The organism is Halomonas caseinilytica, from assembly GCF_001662305.1.
Classification (GTDB): domain Bacteria; phylum Pseudomonadota; class Gammaproteobacteria; order Pseudomonadales; family Halomonadaceae; genus Halomonas; species Halomonas caseinilytica.
In genome coordinates this window covers 154271-179276 of the sequence record NZ_BDEP01000002.1, presented here as the reverse complement: position 1 = coordinate 179276, position 25006 = coordinate 154271, and the positions used below count along the sequence as shown (strand labels likewise).

Here is a 25006-nt window from a genome sequence, read left to right as displayed (position 1 = left end):
AATGAGTCGGCCAGAATTCATGAAAGTTCATGGAAAATTGCTAGGCGGTATTCGGCCATATTGGGTATAGTTTGCAGCGCGATATCCACATTAGTGCGAGATCGTGCTTTGCCAGGGACGGCATCGTATCATCGTGTTATCCACGATGCTTGCCCCATCGGTGACTCGCTGTTTGGTGTGTTGTCGATGGGGCATATTCGTGGCAGGCGAGTTGGCCTTTTCCGTATTTTTGGCTGTAATGGGTGCCTTGTTACCCATCTTTATGGGGAACAGGAGTACAGAAAGGCCCCGCCTTGAGGCGAGGCCAGAAAGATGTCATGGCGTAATGCCTGCTCTATTCGTCAGGCTGAATCTTTCTCGTCGGATTCGATCTGTTGAACCCCGGATTGGCCCGAGTTGAGGCTATTGATCTCGATCTCCCGCGGTTTCTCCGCTTCGGGGATTTCACGCAACAGGTCAATGACCAGTAGACCGTTTTCCAGATTGGCGCCTTGCACCTCGATGTGATCCTCAAGCTTGTAGGTCAGCTTGAAGGAACTCCGGCCAATACCGTGATGCATGTAAGTCACGTTGTTATCGCTCTTCTCGTCATCCTTGACGCCGGATACCGTCAGAACGCCGTTTTCCAGCCTGATGCTGAGATCTTTTTCGGAAAAGCCGGCGACTGCCAGTACGATGCGATAATTGTTTTCTCCATGCTTCTCAATGTTGTATGGAGGGAATGTCGATGTCGAACTTCCCTCCAAGGCACGATCGAAGAGATCGCTGAATCGATCGAAGCCAATGGAGTGACGAAAGAGCGGCTCAAGTGAAAGTGCAGTGCTCATCGGTATGTCCTCCCTATCACTTGACGGGATCATATCTCGATAGTCTTGCCCACCTTTTCGGTTACCGCTCTCGAAGGAGGGCTGTCTGGCATGAGCAGATATTTGGTTGCCAATGAGGATTTCAATCCCTCTCTATATAATGTTTTTTCATCTCTTATGACGAAAGGTATTGTTGCAGTGTTTGCGGCGGGGGAACGATCTGCCTGAGGGAGGAGAACATGGCAGGAGAAAGAGACAAGAGAACCCCTGACGCAGGGCGACCATCTCATCGGGTCAAGGTGTTGGCAGGCCAAGCGTGTTGCCCATCTGACAGCTGACGAGACGGTAATAGAAACGGCCACCGCGATGATTCGCCAAGTGGCCGTTTCTGTTGAGATTCCTGGTGCCGGTGAGTGGACTCGAACCACCGACCTACGCATTACGAGTGCGTTGCTCTACCAACTGAGCTACACCGGCGCGCCGCGTATATTACCGGGAGGCGCGCCGGTATGCCAGGCCTGGCGTTCAATAGGCGTAATCGCGACCGGCGGCCTTGGCGCGTTCCCGTGAGCTCGGGTTCACCGACTCGCGGAAGGGCATCTCGCAGACCGTCGCGGCCACGGGCTGGCCGGGTATGTCGAGGAATTCATCGGGTAGCCAGGCGACCAGCTCGGTCCCCAACGTCGCCGAGGACACCGGTACATAGGCCATGGCGATATTGGTGCCGAGTTCCGGCGAGTACCAGGGAGAGGTGATCCAGCCACAGGGTTCGCTGCCAGCATCCGGACTGACCAGCCAGAAGTCCGGTGCATAGTCCTCGATGGGCTTGCCGTCGAGCTTCAAGCCTACCAGCTGATGGCTGAAGGGCGGCTTGCCGGCCTTGACGAGCTCCCGGGTGCGCTCGAGTGCCTCCTTGCCGATGTAGTCCGCTTCCTTGGCCTTGGGCACCATGTGCCCGAGGTTGCATTGGAAGGGATTGGTCTCGTGATCGAGATCCTGGCCATAGGACAGGATGCCGGCTGCAATGCGACGGTGGTGGGCCGGAGCGATCACCATCAGGTTGTAGGCTTCGCCGACGGTGCGAATGGCATTCCAAACGGTCTCGGCGTTCAGGGTCGAATCGTAGGCATAGACCTCATAGCCCTTCTCGCCGGAGAAGCCGGTCTGGGAAATCAGGACGTCGGCTCCCTCGATCCTGGCGGCCATCAGACCATAGTAGGGCACTTCACGCACCGCTTCGCCAACCAGGTCGGCCAACAGATCTTCGGACTTGGGCCCCTGGACCTGGAGCGGGCTGACATCGATCTCGTCGATCTCGACATCGAAGCGCATGCCGTGATTGACGCCCCGGAACCAGTAGGCCAGGTCCGAATCGCTGATGGTGAACCAGAACTCATCGTCGGCGACACGCAGCATCACCGGGTCGTTGAGCACGCGGCCCTGCTCATCGCAGAGCACCACGTAGCGGCCCATCATCGTTGGTACTCGGGTCACGTCGCGGGTGCAGACATAGTTGCAGAAGGCTTCTGCCTCGGGGCCCCTGACGCGGATCGGCCGCTCGACGGCGACATTCCACAAGGTGACGTCGTTGACCAGCGCGCGATATTCCTCCATGGCGCCACCGTCCTCGGGGCGCACGTAGGCGCGGGGATGATACATGCGGTTGTAGACAGTAGCCTTCCAGCATCCTGCCTCCACCGAGAGGTGCCAGTAGGGCGACTTGCGTACCCGGTTGGAAAGCAGCAACTGAATGCCTGGGTCGCCGCTCTGGCGGAGGTTGACCGGCACCAGGCGCTCGCTCTGGTCGATGGACTGCTGGAAATTGATATTATGTGGCATGGTGCGGCACTCCTCGTCCTTGGCTATTGGCCCGAGAACGATGCCGAGGAGGCGCACTGCATCGCCGCCGTTCACGCCGTCCTCGACGACTCGGCCCTCGCTTTCGGAGGCCCGGGGGGGGGCATCCGCTCGACGGCGTCATCTGGATTGTGTCGGTCGTTGTGGATGAGGGCCGCCGATACCTTCAAGGTAGGCGTGCACGCGCCGGCCACCGTTCCAGCGGCGACGCCGGAATTTCCGGGGACGACACCCGCTGTCAGGTGGTCAGCGTGGCGTGTCGCGCAGTCGTGTCAGGCCTTCCTGGGCGCTGGAGGCCACCAGGCGGCCGTCTCGGTCATAGATGCTGCCGCGGCTGAAGCCGCGTGCGCCACCGGCCCAGGGACTATCCATGTCGTAGAGCAGCCAGTCGTTGACCTTGACGTCGTGATGGAACCACAGGGCGTGGTCGAGGCTGGCGATCTGCAGCCGGGGATCACCGAAGGTGATGTTGTGAGGCACCAGAGAGGTGGTCAGCAGGTTGAAGTCGGAGCTGTAGGCCAGCAGATAGCGGTGCAGCGCCGGGTCGTCGGGTAACTCGCCGGCCAGGCGGAACCAGAGGCGCTTGCGAGCCGGCTGGCCGGGTTCGGCACTGTCCTCGAGATGGCGGAATTCGATGGGGTGCCCCGGGAAGCGGGTCACTCGCGTGTCGTCGTTCTCGGGGGCGTCGGGAGGCGCCACCTCGGGCATGCGCGGCTGGTGGGTGATGCTCGTTTCTTCACCGTGGAAGGAGGCGCTGCAGAAGAAGATCGGGCGACCCTTCTGGATGGCGGTGATGCGTCGGGTGGTGAAGCTGGCACCGTCACGCACGGCGTCGACCTGATAGACCACCGGCATCTGGGCATCGCCGGGACGCAGGAAGTAGCCGTGCAAGGAGTGCACGTGGCGTTTGGCATCCACGGTATGGGTGGCGGCCGAGAGTGCTTGGCCGAGCACCTGCCCGCCAAAGAGTTGCGGCAGTCCCAGGTCCTGGCTACGGCCTCGGAAGAGATTCTCTTCCAGGGGTTCCAGGGCGAGCAGATCGACCAGGGCGTTTAGCGCGTCGGACATTCGGGGGTATCCTCCTGAGAAGGGTGTCGGCCCGCCTGTGAACACCGTCTGCGGTGGGTGCTGCCGAGCCATCATCTACATGTCGAGCAGTCTACTGGAGTCAACGGCGATGCGCAGCGATGAGTATTACATGCACCGGGCCGTGGAGCAGGCGCATCTCGCCGAGGCGGCAGGAGAGGTGCCGGTGGGAGCCGTGGTCGTGGATCCGGACGGCGACATCGTGGGGCGTGGCTTCAATGCACCGGTCTCCGGTCATGATCCCAGTGCTCATGCCGAGATTCGTGCGCTGCGCGATGCCGGCGCCAGGCTCGGCAACTATCGTCTCGATGGTTGTACGCTCTTCGTGACGCTGGAGCCCTGTCTGATGTGTACCGGGGCCATCATCCACGCGCGTCTGGCTCGGGTGGTATATGGCGCGGCCGAGCCTCGCAGCGGCATGGCGGAGTCGCGGGCCAATCTGTTTGCACAACCCTGGTACAACCATCGGGTCGAGGTGACGGGGGGCGTGCTGGCGTCTCGTATTGCCAAGCATCTCAAGGCGTTCTTTGCCGCGCGGCGGAACGCTGCCGCGCCTTGAGCAGCTCAGGTGCTGGGCGGGACGACATCGAACGCTTCGCGGCCTGCCTTCTCGGGCAGTCGAGCGTTGAGTGGGTGGAACTGTTCCTGGCTACGGTCCACGTAGGCCAGGATCTCGTGATAGCGGCGAATGTTGCGGACATAGATCACTGGCTCGCCGCCTCGCGCATACCCATGGCGGGTTTGCTCATGCCAGCCGCTTTCCTGAAGCAGCGGCAGGGAGCGGCGTACGTCCTTCCAGGCATCGGGGTCGCCGCCACGCTGGAGGGTGATGTCGCGGGCATCGTAGAGGTGTCCGAGTCCCACGTTGTAGGCCGCAAGTGCCATGTAGAGGCGGTCGTCGCCGGTGATCGACTCGGGTAAGCGCTGTTCGAGACTCCTCAGGTAACGCGCGCCCCCCTCGATGCTCTGGGCCGGGTCGAGGCGATTCTCGACGCCCAGATCGCTGGCGGTCGGGCGGGTCAGCATCATGAGGCCGCGCACGCCGGTGGGGGAGGTGGCTTCGGGATCCCAATGGGATTCCTGGTAGCCCACTGCGGCCAGCAGCTTCCAGTCAAAGCCGGTATCGCGAGCGGACTGGCGGAAGAGTGGCGCGTAGTCCGGCAGTCGCTCCTGGGCATGAGCAATGAAAGTGCGCGCGCCGACGTATTCGAGATAATTGTCGCGACCGAAATAGCGCGTCTCGAGCTGCTGGAGCAGGCCGTTGTCCTGCATGTCGGCGAGGAAGCGATTGGCCTCGCGTACCAGGCCCAACCCCTGGCCGGCGGGAAAGGCCCAGGCCAGGGAAAGTGGCTTACCGAGCCGGAAGCCGTCCTCGACCTCGGGGAAGAACAGGCGATTGAGCCGGAACTGGTGCTCGAAGACCACGGCGGCATCCAGCGTGCCGCTGGCAACCTGGCTCAGTAGCGAGGCGACCTCCATGTCGTTGGCTTCCTTCCAGCTCAAGGTGGGATGCTCGGCCTGGAGTTCCCGCATGACGGTGTCGGTGCCGGTGCCGCTCAGGGTACCGATCTCCAGGCCCTGAAGATCCTCGATGTCCTGCGGCGGTGGCAGGTCGCGGCGATAGACCAGCAAGGGTTGCAGCGGCATGATCGGACGGCTGAAGATCACGCCCTCCTGCCCCGGGTCGAGGGGCAGGGCGGCGGCGCCCATATCGCCCTGATGGCGTACCGCTCCGAGCACGTCGGTCGTGTTGTGGTCGTCGTTCAGTGCCAGGCTGACGCCAAGATGATCGGCAAAGCGTCGCATCAACTCATACTCGAACCCGGTAGGTCCCTGGCGCCCCTCGTAATAGGTGGTGGGAGTGTTGCGGGTATGCACGCTGATGAAGTCCCGCTGCAGCACGTCCTGCAGATGTGGCCCCGGTTCGCTGTGGTGTCTTGCCGGCAGCAGCATGAGCAGCAGAACGGCGCACAGCGTCAGGTAGCCACGCCAGTGGCGGCGGACATGGTCGAGCCAGAATGCGAGCATAACGGTGATGAGCGGCGATGAGACCCTCCACCTTACCCAGCCTCCCTTCGGCTGTCATCATTCTCGATTTCTCGCGGCCGGCGCTTTCCAGTATCATAAGGCCTCTTTGCCGCCGGCCGCGGCCTTCAGGAAACACTGGATGAACACCCACGCGGCTCAATCACGGCATTGCGCGAGACCGGAGCCCCTTCGCTCATCTTTCGTATGCTCCGCGTTGCTCGCCCTGTGCTTGAGGTCGTGAGTCGGTTGTTCGGCGCTTCCTTAATTTTCGCTTGCTTCAGAGGCCCGAGGATATGCTCGAACTGCGCGGTGCGCCCGCTCTATCCGCTTTTCGTCACGCCAAGCTACTGGATGCCCTGCGTAGTGTGGTGCCCGATGTCGAGGCGCTCGAAGCCGACTACGTGCACTTCGTCGATCACGACGGGGAACTGGCCGATGGTGATCGACGGTTGCTCGAGCAGTTGCTGGACGACGGGTCGACGCGTGAGGCGTCGCCCGGTAGCCGAGGGCATCTTTTCCTGGTGGTGCCGCGCATCGGCACCCAGTCACCCTGGTCCTCCAAGGCCACCGACATCGCGCACAATTGCGGGCTGACGAAGGTTCGTCGTCTGGAGCGAGGCATCGCCTATCGGGTGCAGTTTGCCGGGGAGCTTTCCGAGTCGGGCTTCGAGGCCGTGACGGCGGCGCTGCATGATCGCATGACCGAGACGGTACTGTTCGACGCCTCGGATGCCGCTCGCCTGTTCGTGCATCACCAGCCGGCCCTGCTCGGCCAGGTCGATATTCTGGAGGGCGGCCGCGCGGCGTTGGCAACGGCCAACATCGAGCTTGGCCTGGCGCTCGCCGAGGACGAGATCGACTATCTGTGCGAGGCCTTCAAGGGCCTCGAGCGCAATCCGACCGACGTCGAGCTGATGATGTTCGCCCAGGCGAACTCGGAGCATTGCCGCCACAAGATCTTCAATGCCGACTGGGTCGTGGACGGTGAGGCGCAATCGCACTCGCTGTTCAAGATGATCAAGAACACCTTCGAGGCTTCGCCGGACGATATCCTCTCTGCCTACAGCGACAACGCGGCGGTCATCCGGGGCAGCGAAGCCGGGCGCTTCTTCGCGGCACCACTGACCGGCAAGGCGGCCGACCGTGCCGTCTATGGCGCACATCGGGAATCGGTGAACATCCTGATGAAGGTGGAGACCCACAACCACCCGACGGCCATCGCCCCGCACCCTGGTGCGGCGACCGGTGCCGGCGGCGAGATCCGCGACGAAGGCGCCACCGGTATCGGTGGCAAGCCCAAGGCTGGTTTGACCGGCTTTACCGTGTCCAACCTGCGCATTCCCGAGTTCGTCCAGCCCTGGGAAGCCTTCGACTACGGCAAGCCGGAGCGCATCACCAGTGCGCTGTCGATCATGCTCGAGGGGCCCATCGGTGGCGCGGCCTTCAACAACGAGTTCGGCCGCCCCAACCTGACCGGCTATTTTCGCAGCTATGAACAGGATGCCCTAGGCGCCGACGGCATCGAGCGCCGGGGCTACCACAAGCCGATCATGATCGCCGGCGGCTATGGCAACATCCGTGAAGAGCATGTCCAGAAGGGCGAGATTCCCGTCGGCGGCAAGCTGATCGTCATGGGCGGGCCGGCCATGCTGATCGGCCTGGGCGGCGGTGCGGCCTCCTCGATGGCCTCCGGCGCCTCCAGCGCCGATCTGGATTTTGCCTCGGTGCAGCGCGACAACCCTGAGATGGAGCGTCGTGCCCAGGAGGTCATCGACCGCTGCTGGGCGCTGGGCGAGGACAATCCGATTCGCTTCATCCACGACGTCGGTGCCGGCGGGCTGTCCAACGCCTTGCCGGAACTGGTCAAGGACGGCGACCGGGGCGGGCGCTTCGAATTGCGCGAGGTGCCCAACGCCGAGCCTGGCATGAGCCCGCTGGAAATCTGGTGCAACGAGGCCCAGGAACGCTATGTGCTGGCCGTGGCGCCGGACGACCTCGAGACCTTCGAGGCGCTGTGTCGCCGTGAGCGTTGCCCCTACGCCGTGGTCGGCGAGGCGACCGAGGCGCATCATCTCGAGGTGCGCGATGGCCATTTCGAGACGCGGCCGGTGGATCTGCCGATGAACGTGCTGTTCGGCAAGCCGCCGAAGATGCAGCGCGAGTTCACGCGCCAGGACCGCGAATTGCCGGGCATCATGCTCGACAACCTGGACCTGCGCGAGGCCATGGACCGCGTGTTGCGATTGCCCACGGTGGCGTCCAAGAGCTTTTTGATCACCATCGGCGATCGTTCCATCACCGGCCAGGTGGCGCGCGACCAGATGGTCGGCCCCTGGCAGGTGCCGGTGGCCGATGTCGCCGTGACCACCGCGACCTTCGATACGCACGCCGGTGAAGCCATGGCCATGGGGGAACGGCCACCGGTGGCATTGATCGACCCTGCCGCCAGCGCTCGCCTGGCGGTGGCCGAGACCATCACCAACCTGGCGGCAGCGCCGATCGCCAAGCTGGGCGACATCAAGCTCTCCGCCAACTGGATGAGCGCGGCCAGCCATCCCGGCGAGAATCAGGCCCTCTTCGACGCCGTTCGGACCGTGGGCATGGAGCTGTGTCCGGCGCTGGGCATCGCCGTGCCGGTAGGCAAGGACTCCATGTCCATGCGCACCGCCTGGGAAGCCGAGAACGACAAGGGGGAGCGCGAGGAGAAGAGCGTCACCGCGCCGCTGTCGCTGATCACCACCGGTTTCGCGCCCGTCACCGATGCTCTGCGTACCCTGACCCCGGAGATCAACCTGGAGCAGGACGAGTCCGACCTCATCCTGGTCGATCTCGGCGGTGGCCGGAATCGCCTTGGCGGCTCGGCCCTGGCGCAGGTCTACGGTCAGGTTGGCGACGAATGTCCCGACCTGGACGACCCGGAAGATCTCAAGGCGTTCTTCTCGGTGATTCAGGGACTCAATGCCGACGGCAAGCTGCTGGCTTACCATGATCGCAGTGACGGTGGCCTGCTGGTCACGCTGCTGGAAATGGCCTTCGCGGCGCATGCCGGCCTGGAAATCAAGCTCGACTGGCTGATCGACGAGCCCACCGATGCCTTCAATGCGTTGTTCGCCGAGGAGCTTGGTGCGGTGATCCAGGTATCCCGCGAGCATACCGAAGAGGTGCTGGCGCAGTTCGCCGGTGCGGGCATCGAGACGTGCGGCGTCATCGCCCGGCCACGTTATGACGACCAGGTTCGCGTGACCCTGTTCGAGGAACCCTTGCTCGAGACCACGCGCCTGCTGGCGCAGCGTACCTGGAGCGAGACCAGCTACCGCATGCAGGCACTGCGCGACAATGCCGAATGTGCCAAGAACGAGTTCGACGGCTTGCTCGACGGCCGCGACCCCGGGCTCTCGGCGTCGCCCACCTTCGATGTCGATGAAGACATCACCGCGCCCTTCGTGAATACTGCGCGGCCCCCCATGGCCGTGCTGCGGGAGCAGGGCGTCAATGGACACCTGGAGATGGCCTGGGCCTTCGACCGAGCCGGTTTCGAGGCCGTCGACGTGCACATGAGCGATATCCTCGAGGGGCGGGTGAGCCTCGAGGACTTCAAGGGGCTGGTGGCCTGCGGCGGCTTCTCCTACGGGGACGTGCTCGGTGCCGGCGGTGGCTGGGCCAAGTCGATACTGTTCAACGAGCGCGCGCGCGATCAGTTCGCCGGCTTCTTCGGTCGTGATGACAGTTTCGCGCTGGGCGTCTGCAATGGCTGCCAGATGCTCTCCCAGCTCAGGGAGCTGATCCCTGGGGCCGAAGACTGGCCGCGCTTCGTGCGTAACGAGTCCGAGCAGTTCGAAGCTCGGGTCTCCATGGTCCGTGTGGAGCAGAGCGCCTCGATCCTGCTGGCCGGCATGGAGGGATCGCGACTGCCGATCGCCGTGGCCCACGGCGAAGGGCGCGCCGAGTTCCGCGACAGCGCCCACCTGCGCCGCATGCAGGGCAGCGCGCAGGTAGCCCTGCGTTATCTCGACAATCACGGGCAGGTGACCACGCGTTATCCCGCCAACCCGAATGGGTCGCCGGGCGGCATCACCGGCCTGACCACGCCGGACGGTCGTGTGACCATCATGATGCCGCATCCGGAGCGTGTGGCCAGGGCGGTGACCAACTCCTGGCGGCCGGCCGAGTGGACCCGGGATGGCGCTTGGATGCGCCTGTTCCGCAACGCCCGGCGCTGGCTGGGCTGAAGACAGGCGGCGCGTCCGTCAGGGGCCGCCATGCAAGACGCCGACGCCCGGCTGGGCGTCGGCGTCTTGCCTTGTCTCGGCTCATGTCGCCTCGGTATGGCGCGGGGTCAGGAGGCGTTGTTGTCCGGGACGTCGTCCTTGTGCTTCAGATGCGATTCCACATCTTCGAGTAGACTGCGGAATTGTGCCTGAAGGCGGTCATAACGCCCGAAATCATGACCGCACTCTTCGCAATAAACGTGGTACTGCCCCTCGCGACCCGGCGGCAGGCGCTTCCAGTGGCTGCCGCATTCCGGACAATTGGGGCTGGTCTTTTGAGTGGTCATGCAAGGTTCTCCCTTAGGGCAATACGAGATGATTCATTCTCATACTACCTAGGTATCATGCCTGTATGCCCATAGGTCAAGCCATGCTCGGCCGTCTTGCTGTCGGCAGCGATGGCGGCAGGTGGCAAGATGGCGACGTTTCACCGCACGAGTGGCCCCATGAGCATCTCTTTCGCACCACGATTGCGCCCTTATCAACAGGACGCGGTAACCCGAGTGATCGAGCACTTTCGAGCCAGTCATGACCCGGCCGTGGTGGTGCTGCCCACTGGCAGCGGCAAGTCGCTGGTGATCGCCGAGCTGGCCCGTCTGGCACGAGGCCGGGTGCTGGTGCTGGCGCATGTACGCGAGCTGGTGGAACAGAATCACGCCAAGTACGAGGCCTACGGGCTCGAGGCGGACATCTTCAGTGCCGGGCTCGGCAGCAAGCGGGCCGCGCGACAGGTGGTATTCGGCTCGGTGCAGTCGGTGGTGCGCAACCTCGACGCCTTCGGTGAGCGCCTCGATGCACAGGGCGGCAAGCATGGCGCCTTTTCGTTGCTGGTGATCGATGAGTGTCATCGGGTCTCGCTGGACGAGGACTCGAGCTATCGGCGCGTGATCGACGCCCTGCGTCGCCACAACTCGCATCTCAAGATCCTCGGCTTGACCGCCACGCCGTACCGGTTGGGGCAGGGCTTCGTCTATCATCGTCATTACCATGGCATGGTGCGTGGCGACGACGATTGCTTCTTTCGCGAGTGTGTCTTCGAGCAGCCGCTGCGCCTGATGGTCAAGCAGGGCTACCTGGCCGAGCCACGGCGCGTCGACGCGGCAGTGGCCCGCTATGATTTCTCGCGGATGGCGCCGGGTGCCGGCGGGCACTTTCAGGAAGCCGAGCTCGATCGGGTGGTGGCCGGCCATCGTGCCACGCCGGCCATCGTCGCCGAGGTGGTGGCGTATGCCGCCGAACGTCAGGGCGTGATGCTGTTTGCCGCCACCGTGGCGCACGCCGAAGAAGTGTTCTGTCATCTACCGGAGGGGCAGGCGGCTCTGATCACCGGTGCCACGCCGTCCGACGAACGCCAGGCCTGCATCGAGGCGTTCAAGGCGCGACGTCTCAAGTACCTGGTCAATGTGTCGGTGCTGACCACCGGTTTCGATGCACCCCATGTCGATCTGATCGCGATTCTTCGGCCCACGGAATCGGTCGGGCTCTACCAGCAGATCGTCGGGCGCGGGCTGCGGCTGGCCGAGGGCAAGCGCGATTGCCTGATCCTCGACTACGCCGGCAATCCCTGGGACCTCTATGCCCCCGAGGTAGGCAGTCCCCGGCCGGCGTCGGACACCGAGCCCGTCCAGGTCGAATGTCCCGCCTGTGGTCACGCCAATCTCTTCTGGGGGCGTCGTGATGGCGAGCTGGTCATCGAGCATTTCGGGCGTCGCTGCCAGGGATTGGTCGACGATGAGGCGGGCCGGCAGCATCAGTGCGATTTTCGCTATCGCTTCAAGGAGTGCGAGCATTGCGGCGCCGAGAACGACATTGCCGCGCGTCGCTGCCATGGCTGCCAGGCAATGCTGGTGGATGCCGACGACAAGCTGCGCGAGGCCCTGCGGCTGCGTGATGCCATGGTGCTGCGCGTGACCGGCATGCAGCTCGAAGCGACGCACAACGGGCGTGGTCTGCCGCGACTCAAGGTCGTCTACCACGACGAGGACGGTGCCACCTTGGCCGAATGGTTCTCCCTGGAGACCTCGGCCCAGCGCGGGGCCTTCGCCGCGGCCTTCCTGCGCGAGCATCTGCGCGCCCCCGGCACGCGCTGGTCACCGAGCACGCCGGAGGAGGTGGTCGCCGAACAGCACCGCCTGCGCGCCCCGGACTTCGTGATCGGCCGCAAGGCCGGCCGCCATTGGCAGGTGCGGCGCAAGCTGTTCGACTACACTGGCCGCTACCGCCTCGCCGCCGAGGCGGGATAACGTCAGGGAGAGGTTGGATAATGCAATAAACAGGCTAACGGCTTATCATGCATGTTGCGAATTCGCTGATGGAGTAATGACGATGGCTTGGACGACCCCGGAAGTAAAAGAGATCTGCATCGCGCTGGAAATCAACGACTACATGCCCGCTGAATTCTGAGGCAGCGTTGCATATTCGAGTGCTAGGGGCGGCCGCCGGCGGCGGTCTCCCCCAGTGGAACTGCCGCTGCGAGGTATGCCGGCTGGCGTGGGCGGGCGACCCACGCGTCACGCCGCGAACCCAGTCTTCCATCGCCGTCAGCGCCGATGGCCACTCCTGGGCGTTGATCAACTGCGCGCCCGAAGTGCTGACCCAGATTCGCCAGACCCCGGCGCTCTTTCCTCAGCAAGGCAGGCGTCACACGCCCATCGCCTCGGTGCTGGTGACCAATGGCGACATCGATCACATCGGTGGCCTGCTGAGCCTGCGTGAAAGCTCTCCCTATCGCCTCTATGCCACGCCGGAAATCCATACCGCCCTGGGCGACAGCCCGGTCTTCAACGTGCTCAACCCCGATCACGTCGAGCGCTGCGGCGTCGAACTGGAGCAGACCCTGGAGCTGGCCGAGGGGCTCGAGGCGCGGATCTTCGCCGTGCCCGGCAAGGCGGCGCTGTACCTGGAAGGCGATGACGTCGAGATCGGTGGCGAGGGCGAGGCCACTGTGGGCGTGGAGTTCCGCGTCGGTGAACGGCGGGCCTACTACATTCCCGGCTGCGCGACGCTGACCGAGCGACTGGCGGCGCGCCTTGAGGGCGCCGACCTGGTGATGTTCGACGGCACCCTGTGGCGGGACGACGAGATGATTCGCGCCGGCGTCGGCCACAAGACCGGCCTGCGGATGGGGCACATGTCGATGGCCGGCAATGACGGCAGCATGGCTGCTCTGGCGTCGTTGAACCTCGGACGGCGCGTGTTCGTCCACATCAACAACACCAACCCGGTGCTGATCGAGGGCTCCCCCGAGCGGCAGGAGGCCGAGCGGCAGGGATGGGAAATCTCCTACGATGGCATGGAGCTGGAGTGCTGATGAGTGATATCGATGCGCCGCTGCGCGAGGTGCTGAGTCCGAATGAACTTGAGGCCCGGCTGCGCGCCATCGGCGAGCAGCGCTACCACCATCGGCATCCCTTCCAGCTGATGCTGCAGAACGGCGAGCTCGACCGCCGCCAGGTAAGTGCCTGGGCGCTCAATCGCTACTACTATCAGTCGATGATCCCGCTCAAGGATGGCTCGCTGATCGGGCGTCTGGAGGAGCCGGCGCTGCGCCGCGAGTGGCGCTCCCGGCTGGAGGATCACGACGGCCACGCCGAGGGTGAAGGTGGCATCGCGCGCTGGTTGATGCTCACCGACGGCCTGGGCCTGGACCGCGAGATGGTGATCTCGACGCGCCGCATCCTGCCGGCCACGCGCTTCGCGGTGGAGGCCTACCTGCATTTCGTGCGTGAGCGCAGCCTGCTGGAAGCCATTGCCTCGTCGCTGACCGAGCTGTTCTCGCCGATGGTGATCGGCCAGCGGGTCAGCGGCATGCTCCAGCATTACGATTTCGTCTCTGCCGAGACCCTGGCTTACTTCGCGCCACGCCTGACCCAGGCGCCGCGGGACGCGGAGATGGCGCTGGACTACGTCAAGCGCCACGCGCTGCGGCTTGACCAGCAGCAGGCGGTGCTCGACGCGCTGATCTTCAAGTGCCAGGTGCTGTGGACCCAGCTCGATGCCCTGCAGCATGCCTACGTCGCGCCCGGCCAGGTGCCGCCCGGCGCCTGGGACGGCGAGACGACCGGCGGCAGGCTCCAACCCGGTAAGGCCCTATGACCGAGATTCAGGAAAGCTACATCGTCCGCATCCCGCGTGGCGTGAGGCTGCGTGAGGACAAGCAGCGTGGCGGCTGGGTGCTGCTGGCGCCCGAGCGTGTCTTCCAGCTCGACGGCATCGCCCAGGCCGTGATCGGCCACGTGGACGGCGAGCGCCGCGTCGGCGAGATCGTCGACCGCCTGTGCGAGGCCTACCAGGCACCGCGCGAGCGCATCGCCGAGGACGTGATCGCCATGTTCGCGGGCCTGGTCGAGAAGCGTGTGCTGGAGGTCGCGTGACGGCATCGCGCTCCTATGACGTCCGCCCGCCCATGGGCCTGCTGGCGGAGCTGACGCATCGCTGCCCGCTGCAGTGTCCCTACTGCTCCAACCCGGTGGCGCTGGAGCGCCGTCGGCAGGAGCTGGACACCGAGACCTGGCGGCGCGTCTTCGCCGAGGCCGCCGAGCTCGGCGTGCTGCAGGTGCATCTGTCCGGCGGCGAGCCGGCCCTGCGGCCCGACCTGCCCGAGCTGGTGGCGGCCTGCGTCGACGCCGGGCTCTATGCCAACCTGATCACCGCCGGGGTCAACCTCGACCGCGCCCGCCTGGAAGAGCTGGCGGATGCCGGGCTCGACCACGTGCAGCTGTCGCTCCAGGGCGCCACGCCCGAGGTCACCGATCACGTCGCCAACATGGCCGGCGCCCATGTGCGCAAGCTGGCCTTCGCCGCCGAGGTAACCGACCTCGGGCTGCCGCTGACCCTCAACGCGGTGATTCACCGCGCCAATCTGCATCAGATCGACGACTTCGTCGACCTGGCGCTGGAACTCGGCGCGCGACGCCTGGAGATCGCCCACGCCCAGTACTACGGTTGGGCGCTGGTCAACCGGGCCGCCCTGATGCCCACCCGGGAGCAGGTTGTGGAAGCCGTCGAACGGGTCGAGGCCGCGCGCGAGCGCCTGCAGGGCCGGCTGGTGATCGACGCCGTGGTGCCGGATTACTACGCGCGTCTGCCCAAGCCGTGCATGAACGGCTGGGGGCGTCAGTCGCTCAACGTCACGCCCTCGGGCAAGGTGCTGCCGTGCCACGTGGCGGAGTCGATCCCGCACCTGGAGTTCTGGAACGTCGCCGAGCATTCGTTGGACGAGATCTGGTACGACAGCCCTGCCTTCAACGCCTACCGCGGCACCGACTGGATGCCCGATGCTTGCCAGAGCTGCGAGCGCAAGGAGATCGACTGGGGTGGTTGCCGCTGTCAGGCGCTGATGCTCACCGGCGACGCTGCCCAGATGGACCCGGTCTGCGAGCAATCGCCCTATCATGACGAGGTCCAGGCGCTGGCGGTGATCGATGCCTCGGGCAGTCCCGACTTCATCTACCGGCGCTTCGCCCGCGCGACCTGACACCGATTCGGACGCCTCGCGACACGCGGGCGTGTTCGCTCCTCGACTGCCTTGCTAAACTGCGCGTTTTTCGCAGGCGCGCCGTAAGGCGCAGTCGAGGAGAAGGTCACGCGTGAGCGATACGCCACAGCCCGCCGATGCCGCCACCGAAGCCGGTGCCGTCCAGAGCGCCGAGGTGTTGGGCCGGCTGTTCGACGAGCCGATCACTCAACTGCCGGAAGATCTCTACATCCCGCCGGAGGCGTTGCGTGTCTTTCTCGAGGCCTTCGAGGGGCCGCTGGATCTGCTGCTGTACCTGATCCGGCGCCAGAATCTGGACATCCTGGCCATCGACGTGGCGGCCATCACCCACCAGTACATCGAGTACGTGGAGCTGATGAAGGCGATGGAGATCGAGCTGGCCGGCGAGTACCTGCTGATGGCGGCGATGCTGGCCGAGATCAAGTCGCGCACCCTGTTGCCCAAGCCGCCCAAGGAAGGCGGTGACGACGAGGAAGAGGATCCGCGCGCCGAGCTGATCCGTCGCCTGCAGGAGTACGAGCGGCTCAAGAATGCCGCCGAGTCGCTGGGCGATCTGCCGCGCCAGGGGCGCGACTGGTTTCCGGCGCGAGCGGCATTGCCGCCGCTCGAGTCCCGAGTGATCCATCCGGAGGTGGAGCTCGATGAGTTGCTGGGAGCGCTGGCCGGCATACTGCGCCGGGCAGAGCTCAACCAGGCTCACCAGATCAGCCGCGAGGTGCTCTCCACCCGCGAGCGCATGCTGGCGATCATGGAGCGCTTGAGTCATGAGCACCATACGCCCTTCGAGTCGCTGTTCAGTCTCGAGGAAGGGCGAGCCGGTGTGGTCGTCACTTTCATGGCGATTCTTGAGCTGGCCAAGGAGTCCTTGATCGAGATCGTGCAGAACGCCCCGCTGTCGCCGATTCATGTCCGCGCCCGGGGCGGCCCGCAGGACGACGAGGCAGAAGAAGACGTCTACGCTGACGACGAGCCAGAAGGGGAGAGCCCCTTCGCGGATGACGACGACCAAGGGAGCCAGTCGCCATGACCGCCATGGAAATTCCCGAGGCCCTGGACGAGATCCTCGAGGCCGCGCTGCTCGCCGCCGGGGAGCCGCTCTCGCTGGAGCGGCTGGAGAGCCTGTTCGACGACCATGAGCTGCCGCCCCGACGCGCCCTGCGCGAGGCCCTGAGGCGCCTCGAGACGCGCCACGAGCGCGGCGCCATGGAGCTGCTAGAAACCGCCTCGGGCTACCAGCTGCGCATCCGGCCGCGGCTCTCGAGCTGGGTCTCGCGGCTGTGGGATGAGCGCCCCCAGCGCTATTCGCGGGCGCTGCTCGAGACCCTGGCGATGATCGCCTACCGCCAGCCGGTGACGCGGGCCGACATCGAGGAGGTGCGTGGCGTTTCGGTGAGCGGCTCCATCATGCGCACTCTGGTCGATCGAGGCTGGGTCAGGGTCGTGGGGCACCGTGATGTTCCCGGTCGACCGGCGGTCTACGCGACGACGCGGTCCTTTCTCGACGACTTTGGCCTCAAGACGCTCGACGAGCTGCCGCCGATGCACGAACTCAAGAGTTTCGGCGAGGAAGCGTCGCATCAGGAGGACGAGCCGCCACCTCCCCAGCAGGAGGTACTGGCGCAGGCGGATGAGCCCATCGATGGTCCCGAGGACGACACCGAGGCGACGGGCGAGTCCGAGAGCGGCAGTGACCGGGAATTCGAGGAGGCGACACCGGAGACGGTCGTCGCCGAGCAAGAAGAATCGCCGGCTCGATCCGGCGAGCCGTCGACCGGGATGGCCGACGAGAACGAGAGACACGCCGGGACGGCGTCCGAGCGGACGAGTCCGAGCTTCGCCGATATCGAGGCTCGGCTGTCCGAGCGTGCCCGTGGCCGCGTCGACGAGGACGCTGCTGCGGGGACGGAATCCACGACAAGTGAGACAGACGACTGATGAGTAACACCAGCGAAAAACTGCAGAAGGTCCTGGCCCGGGCGGGGCTGGGGTCGCGCCGTGAAATGGAAACCGCCATCGCCGATGGCCGGGTCAAGGTCAACGGCCAGGTGGCGACCCTGGGAGACCGGATCGAGCTGCGCGACAAGGTGGCCTTCGACGATCGTCCGGTGACCCTGCGTGGTGCCGACGACGTGCCCCGCCGGGTGATCATGTACAACAAGCCGGAAGGCGAGCTGTGCACGCGCAAGGATCCGGAAGGACGTCGTACCGTCTTCGATCGCCTGCCGCGCCTCAAGGGCGAGCGCTGGATCGCCATCGGCCGGCTGGACATCAACACCAGCGGGTTGCTGCTGTTCACCACCGACGGTGAGCTGGCCAACCGGTTGATGCATCCCGCCACCCAGATCGAGCGCGAATACGCGGTACGCGTGATGGGCGAGGTGACCATGGAGCACATCAAGTCGATGGTCGAGGGCGTGATGCTCGATGATGGTCCGGCGCGCTTCACCGATGTGCAGGAGTTCGGCGGCGAGGGCATCAATACCTGGTTCCATGTGGTCATCATGGAGGGCCGCAACCGCGAGGTGCGCCGGCTGTGGGAGTCCCAGAACCTCACCGTCAGCCGTCTCAAGCGCGTGCGCTATGGCAATATTTTCCTCGACAAGCGCGCCAAGGCGGGGGAGTGGGTCGAACTCGGCCAGGACGAGATCGACGACCTGGCCGGCCAGGCAGGGCTGCCATCGCGCAAGGTGCCGGAACTGACGCCCGATGAAAAGAATCGCTGGAGTCGTGACAAGAACAAGCGACGTCCGGTACAGGGAGTGCGCAAACCCAAGTCACCCCGGAACAGGGGGCGCTGATCCCGCAAGGCGGTGTGGCTCGGGGGCTGCGGCATGCAAGGTCGCTGTTTTTGCAGGACTCGTTGGCAAGCTGATCGCCTGACGATGAAAAAATCGCTTGCCAGCGACCGGGCCCATCCGTATTATGTGCACCCGTTCGGCAGGGGTCGTTAGCTCAGTTGGTAGAGCAGTTGGCTTTTAACCAATTGGTCGTAGGTTCGAATCCTACACGACCCACCAACCGAACCTGTGTTGGCCTCATCAGGGCCATGCCGGGTCGTTAGCTCAGTTGGTAGAGCAGTTGGCTTTTAACCAATTGGTCGTAGGTTCGAATCCTACACGACCCACCAGATATCGCGCCCCCGCCTCGTTTCGAGGCGGGGGCGTTTTCGTCTGTCGGGCTGCGGGCGTGCACGAGGCCGCCGAACCGGTCGAACTTGCAACCCGAGCGTGTCAGCGTCATTATCGAACAACGTCATTTTCATTGCACCGGCATCGCGGAGCGCGAATCGGTCGCAAGAGACGCGGGTCGACCACAGCGAGAGACGCAACGGTTGGCCCTCTGGTGTGTCGAGCCGTGCGGAGCGCACGAATCCCGGCACCTGGTGTAACGCAGGGGGATGCCCTGCCGGTCACAGTGGTAGACACGATGACGATCATGACTTCCCGTGCCGAGCTGCGCGAACAGCTGGCACGCCGCTATTGCCCCACCCGTATTCCCGCCGAGGACGAAGCGCGCGTCGAGGAGATCAAGCGACTGCTCGAGGCCAACAACGCCGTCCTGGTGGCGCATTACTATACCGACGATGCCATTCAACAACTGGCCGAAGAGACGGGCGGCTGCGTGGCCGACTCCCTGGAGATGGCGCGCTTCGGTGCGCGTCACGAGGCCGACACCCTGGTGGTGGCCGGTGTGCGTTTCATGGGCGAGACGGCCAAGATCCTCTCGCCGGAGAAGCGCGTGCTGATGCCGACCCTGGAGGCAACCTGCTCGCTGGACGTCGGCTGTCCGGCCGACGAATTCTCGGCCTTCTGCGACGCGCATCCGGATCGCACCGTGGTGGTCTACGCCAACACCTCGGCGGCGGTGAAGGCACGTGCCGACTGGGTCGTGACATCTTCCATCGCCGTGGACGTGATCGAGCACCTGCAGGCGCGGGGCGAGAAGATCCTGTGGGCTCCGGACAAGCATCTGGGCGGCTACATCCAGCGCAAGACCGGGGCCGACATGCTGCTCTGGGACGGTGCCTGCATCGTCCACGAAGAATTCAAGGCCAAGGGGGTCGAGGACCTCAAGGGGTTGTATCCCGACGCGGCGGTGCTGGTGCATCCGGAATCGCCGTCCTCAGTGGTCGAACTGGCCGACGTCGCCGGTTCCACCTCCCAGTTGATCAAGGCCGCCAAGGAACTGCCGCAGCAGGAACTGATCGTGGCCACCGACCGAGGCATCTTCTTCAAGATGCAGCAGGCGGTACCGGAAAAGACGCTCTTCGAAGCACCCACGGCCGGCGATGGCGCTACCTGCAAGAGCTGCGCCCATTGCCCCTGGATGGCGATGAACGCCCTGGACAACCTGGCAGGCGCCCTGCGTCATGGCAGCGGCGAAATCTTCGTCGACGAGGCGTTGCGTCAGCGCGCGCTCAAGCCGCTGGAGCGGATGCTCAACTTCAGCGCCTGAGGCTGATCGAGGGCGCGTCACGGCAAGCAAGGGGCCTGTGTGGGCGCCGAAGCGCCGGCCCGGCAGCAGGCCGCCGCATCTGGCATGCCTGCGCCTCTCATGCCAGAATCGGAGTCCAACCTGGACACCGAGACCGTCAGGCGGCTGTGCGCCCGCCGGAGGCGGCGTGACTGAGCAAGAGGATCCCATGCCCGAGTACCGCTCCCGAACCACCACTGCCGGCCGCAACATGGCCGGTGCCCGCGCCCTGTGGCGCGCCACCGGCATGAAGGACGATGATTTCCACAAGCCGATCATCGCCGTGGCCAATTCCTTCACCCAGTTCGTGCCGGGGCACGTGCACCTGAAGGACATGGGCCAGCTGGTGGCCCGGGAGATCGAAAAGGCCGGTGGCGTGGCCAAGGAGTTCAACACTATCGCCGTCGATGACGGTATCGCCATGGGCCACGATGGCATGCTCTATTCGCTGCCGAGCCGCGACATCATCGCCGACAGCGTCGAGTACATGGTCAATGCCCACTGTGCCGATGCCCTGGTGTGCATTTCCAACTGCGACAAGATCACGCCGGGAATGCTGATGGCCGCGATGCGCCTCAACGTGCCGGTGATCTTCGTCTCCGGCGGGCCGATGGAGGCCGGCAAGACCAAGCTGCTGGATCATGGGCTGGATCTGGTCGATGCCATGGTCATGGCTGCCGACGACTCGGTGGACGACGAGACGCTCTCCGAGGTGGAGCGTAGCGCCTGCCCGACCTGCGGTAGCTGCTCGGGCATGTTCACCGCCAACTCCATGAACTGTCTGACCGAGGCGCTGGGGCTGGCGCTGCCGGGCAATGGCACCGTGGTGGCGACCCATTCCGATCGCCGCCGGCTCTTCGAGACGGCGGGGCACCGCATCGTCGAGCTGGCCAAGCGCTACTACGAGGGTGACGAGGCGCACCTGCTGCCTCGCGCCATCGGCTCCAAGGCGGCCTTCAAGAACGCCATGACGCTAGACATCGCCATGGGCGGTTCCACCAATACCATCCTGCACCTGCTGGCTGCCGCCCAGGAGGCGGAGATCGATTTCACCATGACCGATATCGATCGCCTCTCCCGGGAGGTGCCGCAGTTGTGCAAGGTGGCGCCCAATACCCAGAAGTATCACATCGAGGACGTTCATCGCGCCGGCGGCATCATGGCCATTCTCGGCGAGCTGGACCGGGCAGGCGTGCTGGATACCCGAGTGCCCACCGTCTATGGCGACAGCTTGGCCGAGGCGCTCGAGACCTGGGATATCATGCGCTCGCCGAGTGCCGACGTGGTGGAGTTCTATCGGGCCGGCCCCGGCGGTGTGCCGACCCAGACGGCATTCTCCCAGAGCGCTCGTTGGCCGAGCCTCGATGGCGACCGGGCCACCGGCTGCATCCGTGATCTCGAGCATGCCTTTTCGAAAGAGGGCGGGCTCGCCGTGCTGCACGGCAATATCGCCCGCGATGGCTGCGTGGTGAAGACGGCCGGGGTCGACGAGTCGATCCTGGTGTTCGAGGGGCCGGCGCATGTCGTCGAGTCCCAGGACCAGGCGGTGGAGCACATCCTTGGCGGCCAGGTAAAAGAGGGCGATGTGGTGGTGATCCGCTACGAGGGCCCCAAGGGCGGCCCGGGCATGCAGGAAATGCTCTACCCGACCTCCTATCTCAAGTCGAAGGGGCTAGGCAAGGCGTGCGCCCTGCTCACCGACGGTCGCTTCTCCGGTGGTACATCGGGGCTTTCGATCGGTCACGTCTCGCCTGAAGCGGCGGCGGGAGGCGCTATCGGGCTGGTCGAGAGCGGCGATACGATTCGCATCGATATCCCGGGACGCGCCATCGACGTCCTGCTCTCCGACGAGGAGCTCGAGCGACGTCGCCAGGCTCAGCAGGCGCGCGGGCGCGATGCCTGGAAACCGACCGTCCAGCGTGTCCGCAAGGTGTCCGCGGCGCTCAAGGCCTATGCGCTGTTGGCGACATCCGCGGACAAGGGCGCGGTGCGCGACCTGACCAAGCTCGATTGAGCGCCTGGTCGCCTGGATCGGATTCCCCCGGCTAGCTTGCCGGGGCCTCATCTTCATTGTTGCTAGGACGCCTTGGTATGAAGACTCAGACCCTCAACGTTGGCCTGATCGGCTTCGGCATGGCCGGCAGAACCTTTCACGCGCCTCTGATACAGGCGGCTCCGGGCCTGGAGTTGTCCGCCGTGGTCAGTGGCGACGCGGCAAAGGTGCAGGCGGTGTATCCCGATGTGACGGTGCATGCCAGGTCCCAGGCGTTGTTCGCCGACAGGGATATCGACCTGGTGGTGATCGCCACGCCCAACGAGTCCCACTTTCCGCTGGCCAAGTCGGCATTGTCTGCCGGCAAGCACGTGGTGATCGACAAGCCCATGTCGGTGTCGCTGGCCGAGGCGCGTCAGTTGAAATCGCAAGCTGATACGGTGGATCGCTTGCTCAGCGTCTTCCACAACCGTCGCTGGGACAGTGACTTCCTGACGCTCAAGTCGCTGCTCGAGCGTGGCGAGTTGGGGCGGGTCGCGGCGCTGGAGTCCCGTTTCGATCGGTTCCGGCCCCATGTCAGCGATCGCTGGCGGGATCATCATCGCCCTGGCAGCGGCATCTGGTTCGACCTGGGGCCGCACCTGCTCGACCAGGCTCGGGAGTTGTTCGGCATGCCGCGGGCGATTCTGCTGGAGTTGTCGACCGCGCGGGACGGTGCCGAGATCGACGATGACTTCCTGGCGGTGCTGGATTATGAGGGCACGCGCGTGATCCTCGGCGCCAGTTCCCTGGTGGCCGAGCCGACACCGCGTTTTGCGGTGTATGGCACGCGAGGCAGTTTCATCAAGTATGGCCTCGATCCCCAGGAAGCCTGGCTCAAGGCCGGCGAAACGCCGGAAGTGGGCTGGGGCGAGGATGACAATCCCGGTCGGTTGACGCTCGATGAAGGGCAGGGCGATGAGGTCTCGTTGGTCAGTCATGAGTTGCCCGGCGAGGCAGGCGACTATCGAGCCTACTATGACGGCATCGCCAAGACGCTATTGAGGGGAACGCCACCGCCGGTGAGCGCCGAAGAGGCCCTGGACACGATGTCGCTGCTCGAAGCCGGGCTCGACAGCTACCGGCAGGGGCGCTGGGTCAAGCTCAAGGAAGGCAATGGCGTCCGTCGTCGATTGCTGCATGCCCAGGGGAACGGCGAGTCCGCCTGACGGGCCCTACCACAGGGCTGGGGTGGTCGACTCGGCGCGCATCTTGTCTCTGGCAATGAACAGGGCGGCGATGGCCCGCGCCTCGTGGAAGTCGTCCCTTGCCAGAAGGGAGCCGATTTCGTCGATGGCGTGGGTTTCCACGATCAAGGGCTCGGGCTCGTCGCCAGGAAGCCGCCTGGGATAGAGGTCGGTGGCGAGCATGACCTGCATGCGATGGCACATGTAATTGGGGGCCAGGGTCAGTTCCACCAGCGGTTCGAGGCGGTGGGCGCCGAAGCCACATTCCTCCATCAGCTCGCGGTTGGCGGCGGCCACGACATCCTCGCCGGGATCCACCAGTCCCTTGGGCAGCGTCAGGGCATACTCCTCGAGGCCGGCGGCGTACTCGCGAATCAGCAACACATGCTCGGGATCGGGCATGGCGACGATCATCACCGCGCCGCCGCCCCTGGCATTGCCGCTCAGCCGCTCGAAAGTGCGCTCGGCGCCGTTGGCGAAGCGTAGTTCCATTTCCTCGATGTTGAACAGGCGGCTCGTGGCGACGCTGCGTCGCGACAGGACATGCGGTTTAGCGTGATGTTCGGCCATGGGGACTCCAGTCGATGAGGGCGTCGAAATGCGTCGTCAATGTCGATTGGTTACACTATCACGCCTACTACCTGCGAGACGCCATCGCGTCACCCACGAGGAGCCCATGATCGACTGGCGTGCCATTGATACCGTCCTGCTGGACATGGACGGCACTTTGCTGGACCTGCATTTCGACAGCCATTTCTGGCTCGAGCACCTGCCACGGCGCTACGTGGAGCTGCACCGCCTCGACGACGCCACCCAGGAAGAGGTTCGTGCGCGCATCATCCGCGAGCAGGGGACTCTGGACTGGTACAGCCTGGCTTACTGGCGTCGTGAGCTCGGGGTCGACATCCTGGCGCTCAAGCGCGAGGTCCAACACCTGATCGGCTTGCGCGGTGACGCCCTGGATTTCCTGACATGGCTCAAGCAGGCCCATCCACGGGTGATCCTGGCAACCAACGCCGATCGCGAGAGCCTGGCACTGAAGCTGCCGCTGACCGGTCTCGAGGATTACCTCGATGCCATCGTCTCGTCCGCCGATCTTGGTGTTCCCAAGGAAGAGCAGGCGTTCTGGTTCGCCCTTCAGGAAGTGGAACCTTTCGATCCGGCCCGCACCCTGTTCATCGACGACAACCCCTCGGTGCTGGAGAGCGCGCGCGAATTCGGCATTCGTCACCTGCTGGGCATTCTGCAGCCCGACAGCCAGCGACCGGGTCGTGAGCTCGAGTCTTTCATTGCTCTGGATCGGTTCGCGGCGCTGCTGCCCGAGGACCTGCCGCCCAAGGGAGGTATTCATGGATAACGTCAGGCTCGACAAGTGGCTGTGGGCCGCGCGCTTCTTCAAGACCCGTGCGCTCGCCAAGAAAGCCATCGAAGGTGGCAAGGTGCACTATGATGGTGGCCGGGCCAAGACCAGCAAGAACGTCGAAATCGGTGCCTTGATCAAGGTGCCCCAGGGGTGGGATGTCTGGGAAGTCGAAGTGATGGCGTTGTCGGACCAGCGACGCGGTGCTCCCGAGGCTCGCCTGCTTTACCGCGAGACGGCGGAGAGCGAGGCGCGTCGAACGAAGGAGGCCGAGCGCCGACGTCAGGCCAATGAGGCCATGCAACATCCCTTCAAGCGACCCGACAAGCGCCAGCGCCGCGAGATCAAGCGCTTCATGCGCGGGGAGTAAAGACACCGCGAAGCGGGACAGAGACAAGCAAGGAGCAAACAG

22 protein-coding genes and 3 tRNA genes are annotated in these 25006 nt (G+C 64.7%); 18 read left to right on the top strand and 7 right to left on the bottom strand.

The window, feature by feature from the left end; translation table 11 throughout:
• Nucleotides 1–341: 341 nt before the first annotated feature.
• The 4 genes from A9O65_RS01490 to A9O65_RS01475 form a co-directional block, all read right to left on the bottom strand.
• Nucleotides 342–827 (bottom strand): Hsp20 family protein, encoded by a 486-nt coding sequence (locus A9O65_RS01490; RefSeq protein WP_064699141.1) that lies wholly within the window; start codon nt 825–827, stop codon nt 342–344.
• Between the two features lie 380 nt (nt 828–1207).
• Nucleotides 1208–1283, bottom strand: a tRNA-Thr gene (locus tag A9O65_RS01485).
• A gap of 48 nt (nt 1284–1331) precedes the next feature.
• Nucleotides 1332–2645 (bottom strand): glycine cleavage T C-terminal barrel domain-containing protein, encoded by a 1314-nt coding sequence (locus A9O65_RS01480; protein ID WP_064699355.1) that lies wholly within the window; start codon nt 2643–2645, stop codon nt 1332–1334.
• 264 nt (nt 2646–2909) lie between these two features.
• Nucleotides 2910–3731, bottom strand: a complete 822-nt coding sequence (locus A9O65_RS01475; protein WP_064701141.1) for an acyl-CoA thioesterase — start codon at nt 3729–3731, stop codon at nt 2910–2912.
• 109 nt (nt 3732–3840) lie between these two features.
• On the opposite strand from A9O65_RS01475, the gene tadA reads away from it, so the two are divergent.
• Nucleotides 3841–4308 (top strand): tRNA adenosine(34) deaminase TadA, encoded by a 468-nt coding sequence (gene tadA / locus A9O65_RS01470; RefSeq protein ID WP_064699143.1) that lies wholly within the window; start codon nt 3841–3843, stop codon nt 4306–4308.
• A 5-nt stretch (nt 4309–4313) separates the two neighbouring features.
• Here the strand turns inward: tadA and mltF are convergent, their stop codons facing one another.
• Nucleotides 4314–5777 (bottom strand): membrane-bound lytic murein transglycosylase MltF, encoded by a 1464-nt coding sequence (gene mltF / locus A9O65_RS01465; protein ID WP_064701140.1) that lies wholly within the window; start codon nt 5775–5777, stop codon nt 4314–4316.
• Between the two features lie 293 nt (nt 5778–6070).
• Between mltF and purL the strand changes: the two genes are divergently transcribed.
• Complete coding sequence (gene purL, locus A9O65_RS01460) at nt 6071–10006, top strand: phosphoribosylformylglycinamidine synthase (protein ID WP_064701139.1); 3936 nt, start codon at nt 6071–6073, stop codon at nt 10004–10006.
• A 107-nt stretch (nt 10007–10113) separates the two neighbouring features.
• Here the strand turns inward: purL and A9O65_RS01455 are convergent, their stop codons facing one another.
• Nucleotides 10114–10332 (bottom strand): hypothetical protein, encoded by a 219-nt coding sequence (locus A9O65_RS01455; RefSeq protein WP_064699146.1) that lies wholly within the window; start codon nt 10330–10332, stop codon nt 10114–10116.
• A 159-nt stretch (nt 10333–10491) separates the two neighbouring features.
• Here A9O65_RS01455 and radD point away from each other — a divergent pair, with 159 nt between their 5' ends.
• The 14 genes from radD to A9O65_RS01385 all read left to right on the top strand — a co-directional run bounded on the left by radD (nt 10492) and on the right by A9O65_RS01385 (nt 23216).
• Complete coding sequence (gene radD / locus A9O65_RS01450) at nt 10492–12288, top strand: DNA repair helicase RadD (protein WP_064701138.1); 1797 nt, start codon at nt 10492–10494, stop codon at nt 12286–12288.
• A 76-nt stretch (nt 12289–12364) separates the two neighbouring features.
• Nucleotides 12365–12448, top strand: coding sequence for a pyrroloquinoline quinone precursor peptide PqqA (pqqA, locus tag A9O65_RS17545; RefSeq protein ID WP_064699148.1), 84 nt, complete (start codon nt 12365–12367; stop codon nt 12446–12448).
• Nucleotides 12449–12455: 7 nt separating this feature from the next.
• Complete coding sequence (gene pqqB, locus A9O65_RS01440) at nt 12456–13355, top strand: pyrroloquinoline quinone biosynthesis protein PqqB (RefSeq protein ID WP_064701137.1); 900 nt, start codon at nt 12456–12458, stop codon at nt 13353–13355.
• Nucleotides 13355–14140 carry a pyrroloquinoline-quinone synthase PqqC gene (pqqC, locus tag A9O65_RS01435; protein WP_064699150.1) on the top strand — a complete coding sequence of 262 codons (786 nt, stop codon included), beginning with the start codon at nt 13355–13357 and terminating at the stop codon, nt 14138–14140. Before pqqB ends, pqqC begins: the two co-directional genes overlap by 1 nt.
• Nucleotides 14137–14418, top strand: coding sequence for a pyrroloquinoline quinone biosynthesis peptide chaperone PqqD (gene pqqD / locus A9O65_RS01430; protein WP_064701136.1), 282 nt, complete (start codon nt 14137–14139; stop codon nt 14416–14418). Before pqqC ends, pqqD begins: the two co-directional genes overlap by 4 nt.
• Nucleotides 14415–15521, top strand: coding sequence for a pyrroloquinoline quinone biosynthesis protein PqqE (gene pqqE / locus A9O65_RS01425; RefSeq protein ID WP_074749309.1), 1107 nt, complete (start codon nt 14415–14417; stop codon nt 15519–15521). Before pqqD ends, pqqE begins: the two co-directional genes overlap by 4 nt.
• A 112-nt stretch (nt 15522–15633) precedes the next feature.
• A complete protein-coding gene (locus A9O65_RS01420; protein ID WP_064701135.1) occupies nt 15634–16569 on the top strand; it encodes a segregation and condensation protein A in 936 nt (311 codons plus the stop codon).
• Nucleotides 16566–17477 carry an SMC-Scp complex subunit ScpB gene (gene scpB, locus A9O65_RS01415; RefSeq protein ID WP_064701134.1) on the top strand — a complete coding sequence of 304 codons (912 nt, stop codon included), beginning with the start codon at nt 16566–16568 and terminating at the stop codon, nt 17475–17477. The genes A9O65_RS01420 and scpB overlap by 4 nt, the downstream gene beginning before the upstream one ends.
• Nucleotides 17477–18340: a 23S rRNA pseudouridine(2605) synthase RluB gene (gene rluB, locus A9O65_RS01410; RefSeq protein ID WP_064699154.1), complete on the top strand. Its 864-nt coding sequence runs from the start codon at nt 17477–17479 to the stop codon at nt 18338–18340. The genes scpB and rluB overlap by 1 nt, the downstream gene beginning before the upstream one ends.
• Nucleotides 18341–18483: 143 nt before the next feature.
• A tRNA-Lys gene (locus A9O65_RS01405) sits at nt 18484–18559 on the top strand.
• 34 nt (nt 18560–18593) lie between these two features.
• A tRNA-Lys gene (locus tag A9O65_RS01400) sits at nt 18594–18669 on the top strand.
• A gap of 308 nt (nt 18670–18977) precedes the next feature.
• On the top strand, nt 18978–19997 hold the full coding sequence (nadA, locus tag A9O65_RS01395; RefSeq protein WP_074749310.1) for a quinolinate synthase NadA: 1020 nt from the start codon (nt 18978–18980) through the stop codon (nt 19995–19997).
• Nucleotides 19998–20184: 187 nt separating this feature from the next.
• Nucleotides 20185–22029 (top strand): dihydroxy-acid dehydratase, encoded by a 1845-nt coding sequence (gene ilvD, locus A9O65_RS01390; RefSeq protein ID WP_064699156.1) that lies wholly within the window; start codon nt 20185–20187, stop codon nt 22027–22029.
• Between the two features lie 77 nt (nt 22030–22106).
• Nucleotides 22107–23216, top strand: a complete 1110-nt coding sequence (locus A9O65_RS01385) for an oxidoreductase (protein WP_064699157.1) — start codon at nt 22107–22109, stop codon at nt 23214–23216.
• A 6-nt stretch (nt 23217–23222) separates the two neighbouring features.
• Here the strand turns inward: A9O65_RS01385 and nudE are convergent, their stop codons facing one another.
• Nucleotides 23223–23804, bottom strand: a complete 582-nt coding sequence (gene nudE, locus A9O65_RS01380; RefSeq protein ID WP_064699158.1) for an ADP compounds hydrolase NudE — start codon at nt 23802–23804, stop codon at nt 23223–23225.
• Between the two features lie 106 nt (nt 23805–23910).
• On the opposite strand from nudE, the gene yrfG reads away from it, so the two are divergent.
• Complete coding sequence (yrfG, locus tag A9O65_RS01375) at nt 23911–24591, top strand: GMP/IMP nucleotidase (RefSeq protein ID WP_064701132.1); 681 nt, start codon at nt 23911–23913, stop codon at nt 24589–24591.
• Nucleotides 24584–24964: an RNA-binding S4 domain-containing protein gene (locus A9O65_RS01370; RefSeq protein ID WP_064699160.1), complete on the top strand. Its 381-nt coding sequence runs from the start codon at nt 24584–24586 to the stop codon at nt 24962–24964. The genes yrfG and A9O65_RS01370 overlap by 8 nt, the downstream gene beginning before the upstream one ends.
• Nucleotides 24965–25006: the final 42 nt, after the last annotated feature.

Excerpts from the sequence above, each read along its gene's own strand:
- A9O65_RS01490 (WP_064699141.1), bottom strand. The coding sequence starts at position 827 with ATGAGCACTGCACTTTCACTTGAGCCGCTCTTTCGTCACTCCATTGGC.
- A9O65_RS01480 (WP_064699355.1), bottom strand. The coding sequence starts at position 2,645 with ATGCCACATAATATCAATTTCCAGCAGTCCATCGACCAGAGCGAGCGC.
- A9O65_RS01475 (WP_064701141.1), bottom strand. The coding sequence starts at position 3,731 with ATGTCCGACGCGCTAAACGCCCTGGTCGATCTGCTCGCCCTGGAACCC.
- tadA (WP_064699143.1), top strand. The coding sequence starts at position 3,841 with ATGCGCAGCGATGAGTATTACATGCACCGGGCCGTGGAGCAGGCGCAT.
- mltF (WP_064701140.1), bottom strand. The coding sequence starts at position 5,777 with ATGCTCGCATTCTGGCTCGACCATGTCCGCCGCCACTGGCGTGGCTAC.
- purL (WP_064701139.1), top strand. The coding sequence starts at position 6,071 with ATGCTCGAACTGCGCGGTGCGCCCGCTCTATCCGCTTTTCGTCACGCC.
- A9O65_RS01455 (WP_064699146.1), bottom strand. The coding sequence starts at position 10,332 with ATGACCACTCAAAAGACCAGCCCCAATTGTCCGGAATGCGGCAGCCAC.
- radD (WP_064701138.1), top strand. The coding sequence starts at position 10,492 with ATGAGCATCTCTTTCGCACCACGATTGCGCCCTTATCAACAGGACGCG.
- pqqA (WP_064699148.1), top strand. The coding sequence starts at position 12,365 with ATGACGATGGCTTGGACGACCCCGGAAGTAAAAGAGATCTGCATCGCG.
- pqqC (WP_064699150.1), top strand. The coding sequence starts at position 13,355 with ATGAGTGATATCGATGCGCCGCTGCGCGAGGTGCTGAGTCCGAATGAA.
- pqqD (WP_064701136.1), top strand. The coding sequence starts at position 14,137 with ATGACCGAGATTCAGGAAAGCTACATCGTCCGCATCCCGCGTGGCGTG.
- scpB (WP_064701134.1), top strand. The coding sequence starts at position 16,566 with ATGACCGCCATGGAAATTCCCGAGGCCCTGGACGAGATCCTCGAGGCC.
- rluB (WP_064699154.1), top strand. The coding sequence starts at position 17,477 with ATGAGTAACACCAGCGAAAAACTGCAGAAGGTCCTGGCCCGGGCGGGG.
- nadA (WP_074749310.1), top strand. The coding sequence starts at position 18,978 with ATGACTTCCCGTGCCGAGCTGCGCGAACAGCTGGCACGCCGCTATTGC.
- ilvD (WP_064699156.1), top strand. The coding sequence starts at position 20,185 with ATGCCCGAGTACCGCTCCCGAACCACCACTGCCGGCCGCAACATGGCC.
- A9O65_RS01385 (WP_064699157.1), top strand. The coding sequence starts at position 22,107 with ATGAAGACTCAGACCCTCAACGTTGGCCTGATCGGCTTCGGCATGGCC.
- nudE (WP_064699158.1), bottom strand. The coding sequence starts at position 23,804 with ATGGCCGAACATCACGCTAAACCGCATGTCCTGTCGCGACGCAGCGTC.
- yrfG (WP_064701132.1), top strand. The coding sequence starts at position 23,911 with ATGATCGACTGGCGTGCCATTGATACCGTCCTGCTGGACATGGACGGC.
- A9O65_RS01370 (WP_064699160.1), top strand. The coding sequence starts at position 24,584 with ATGGATAACGTCAGGCTCGACAAGTGGCTGTGGGCCGCGCGCTTCTTC.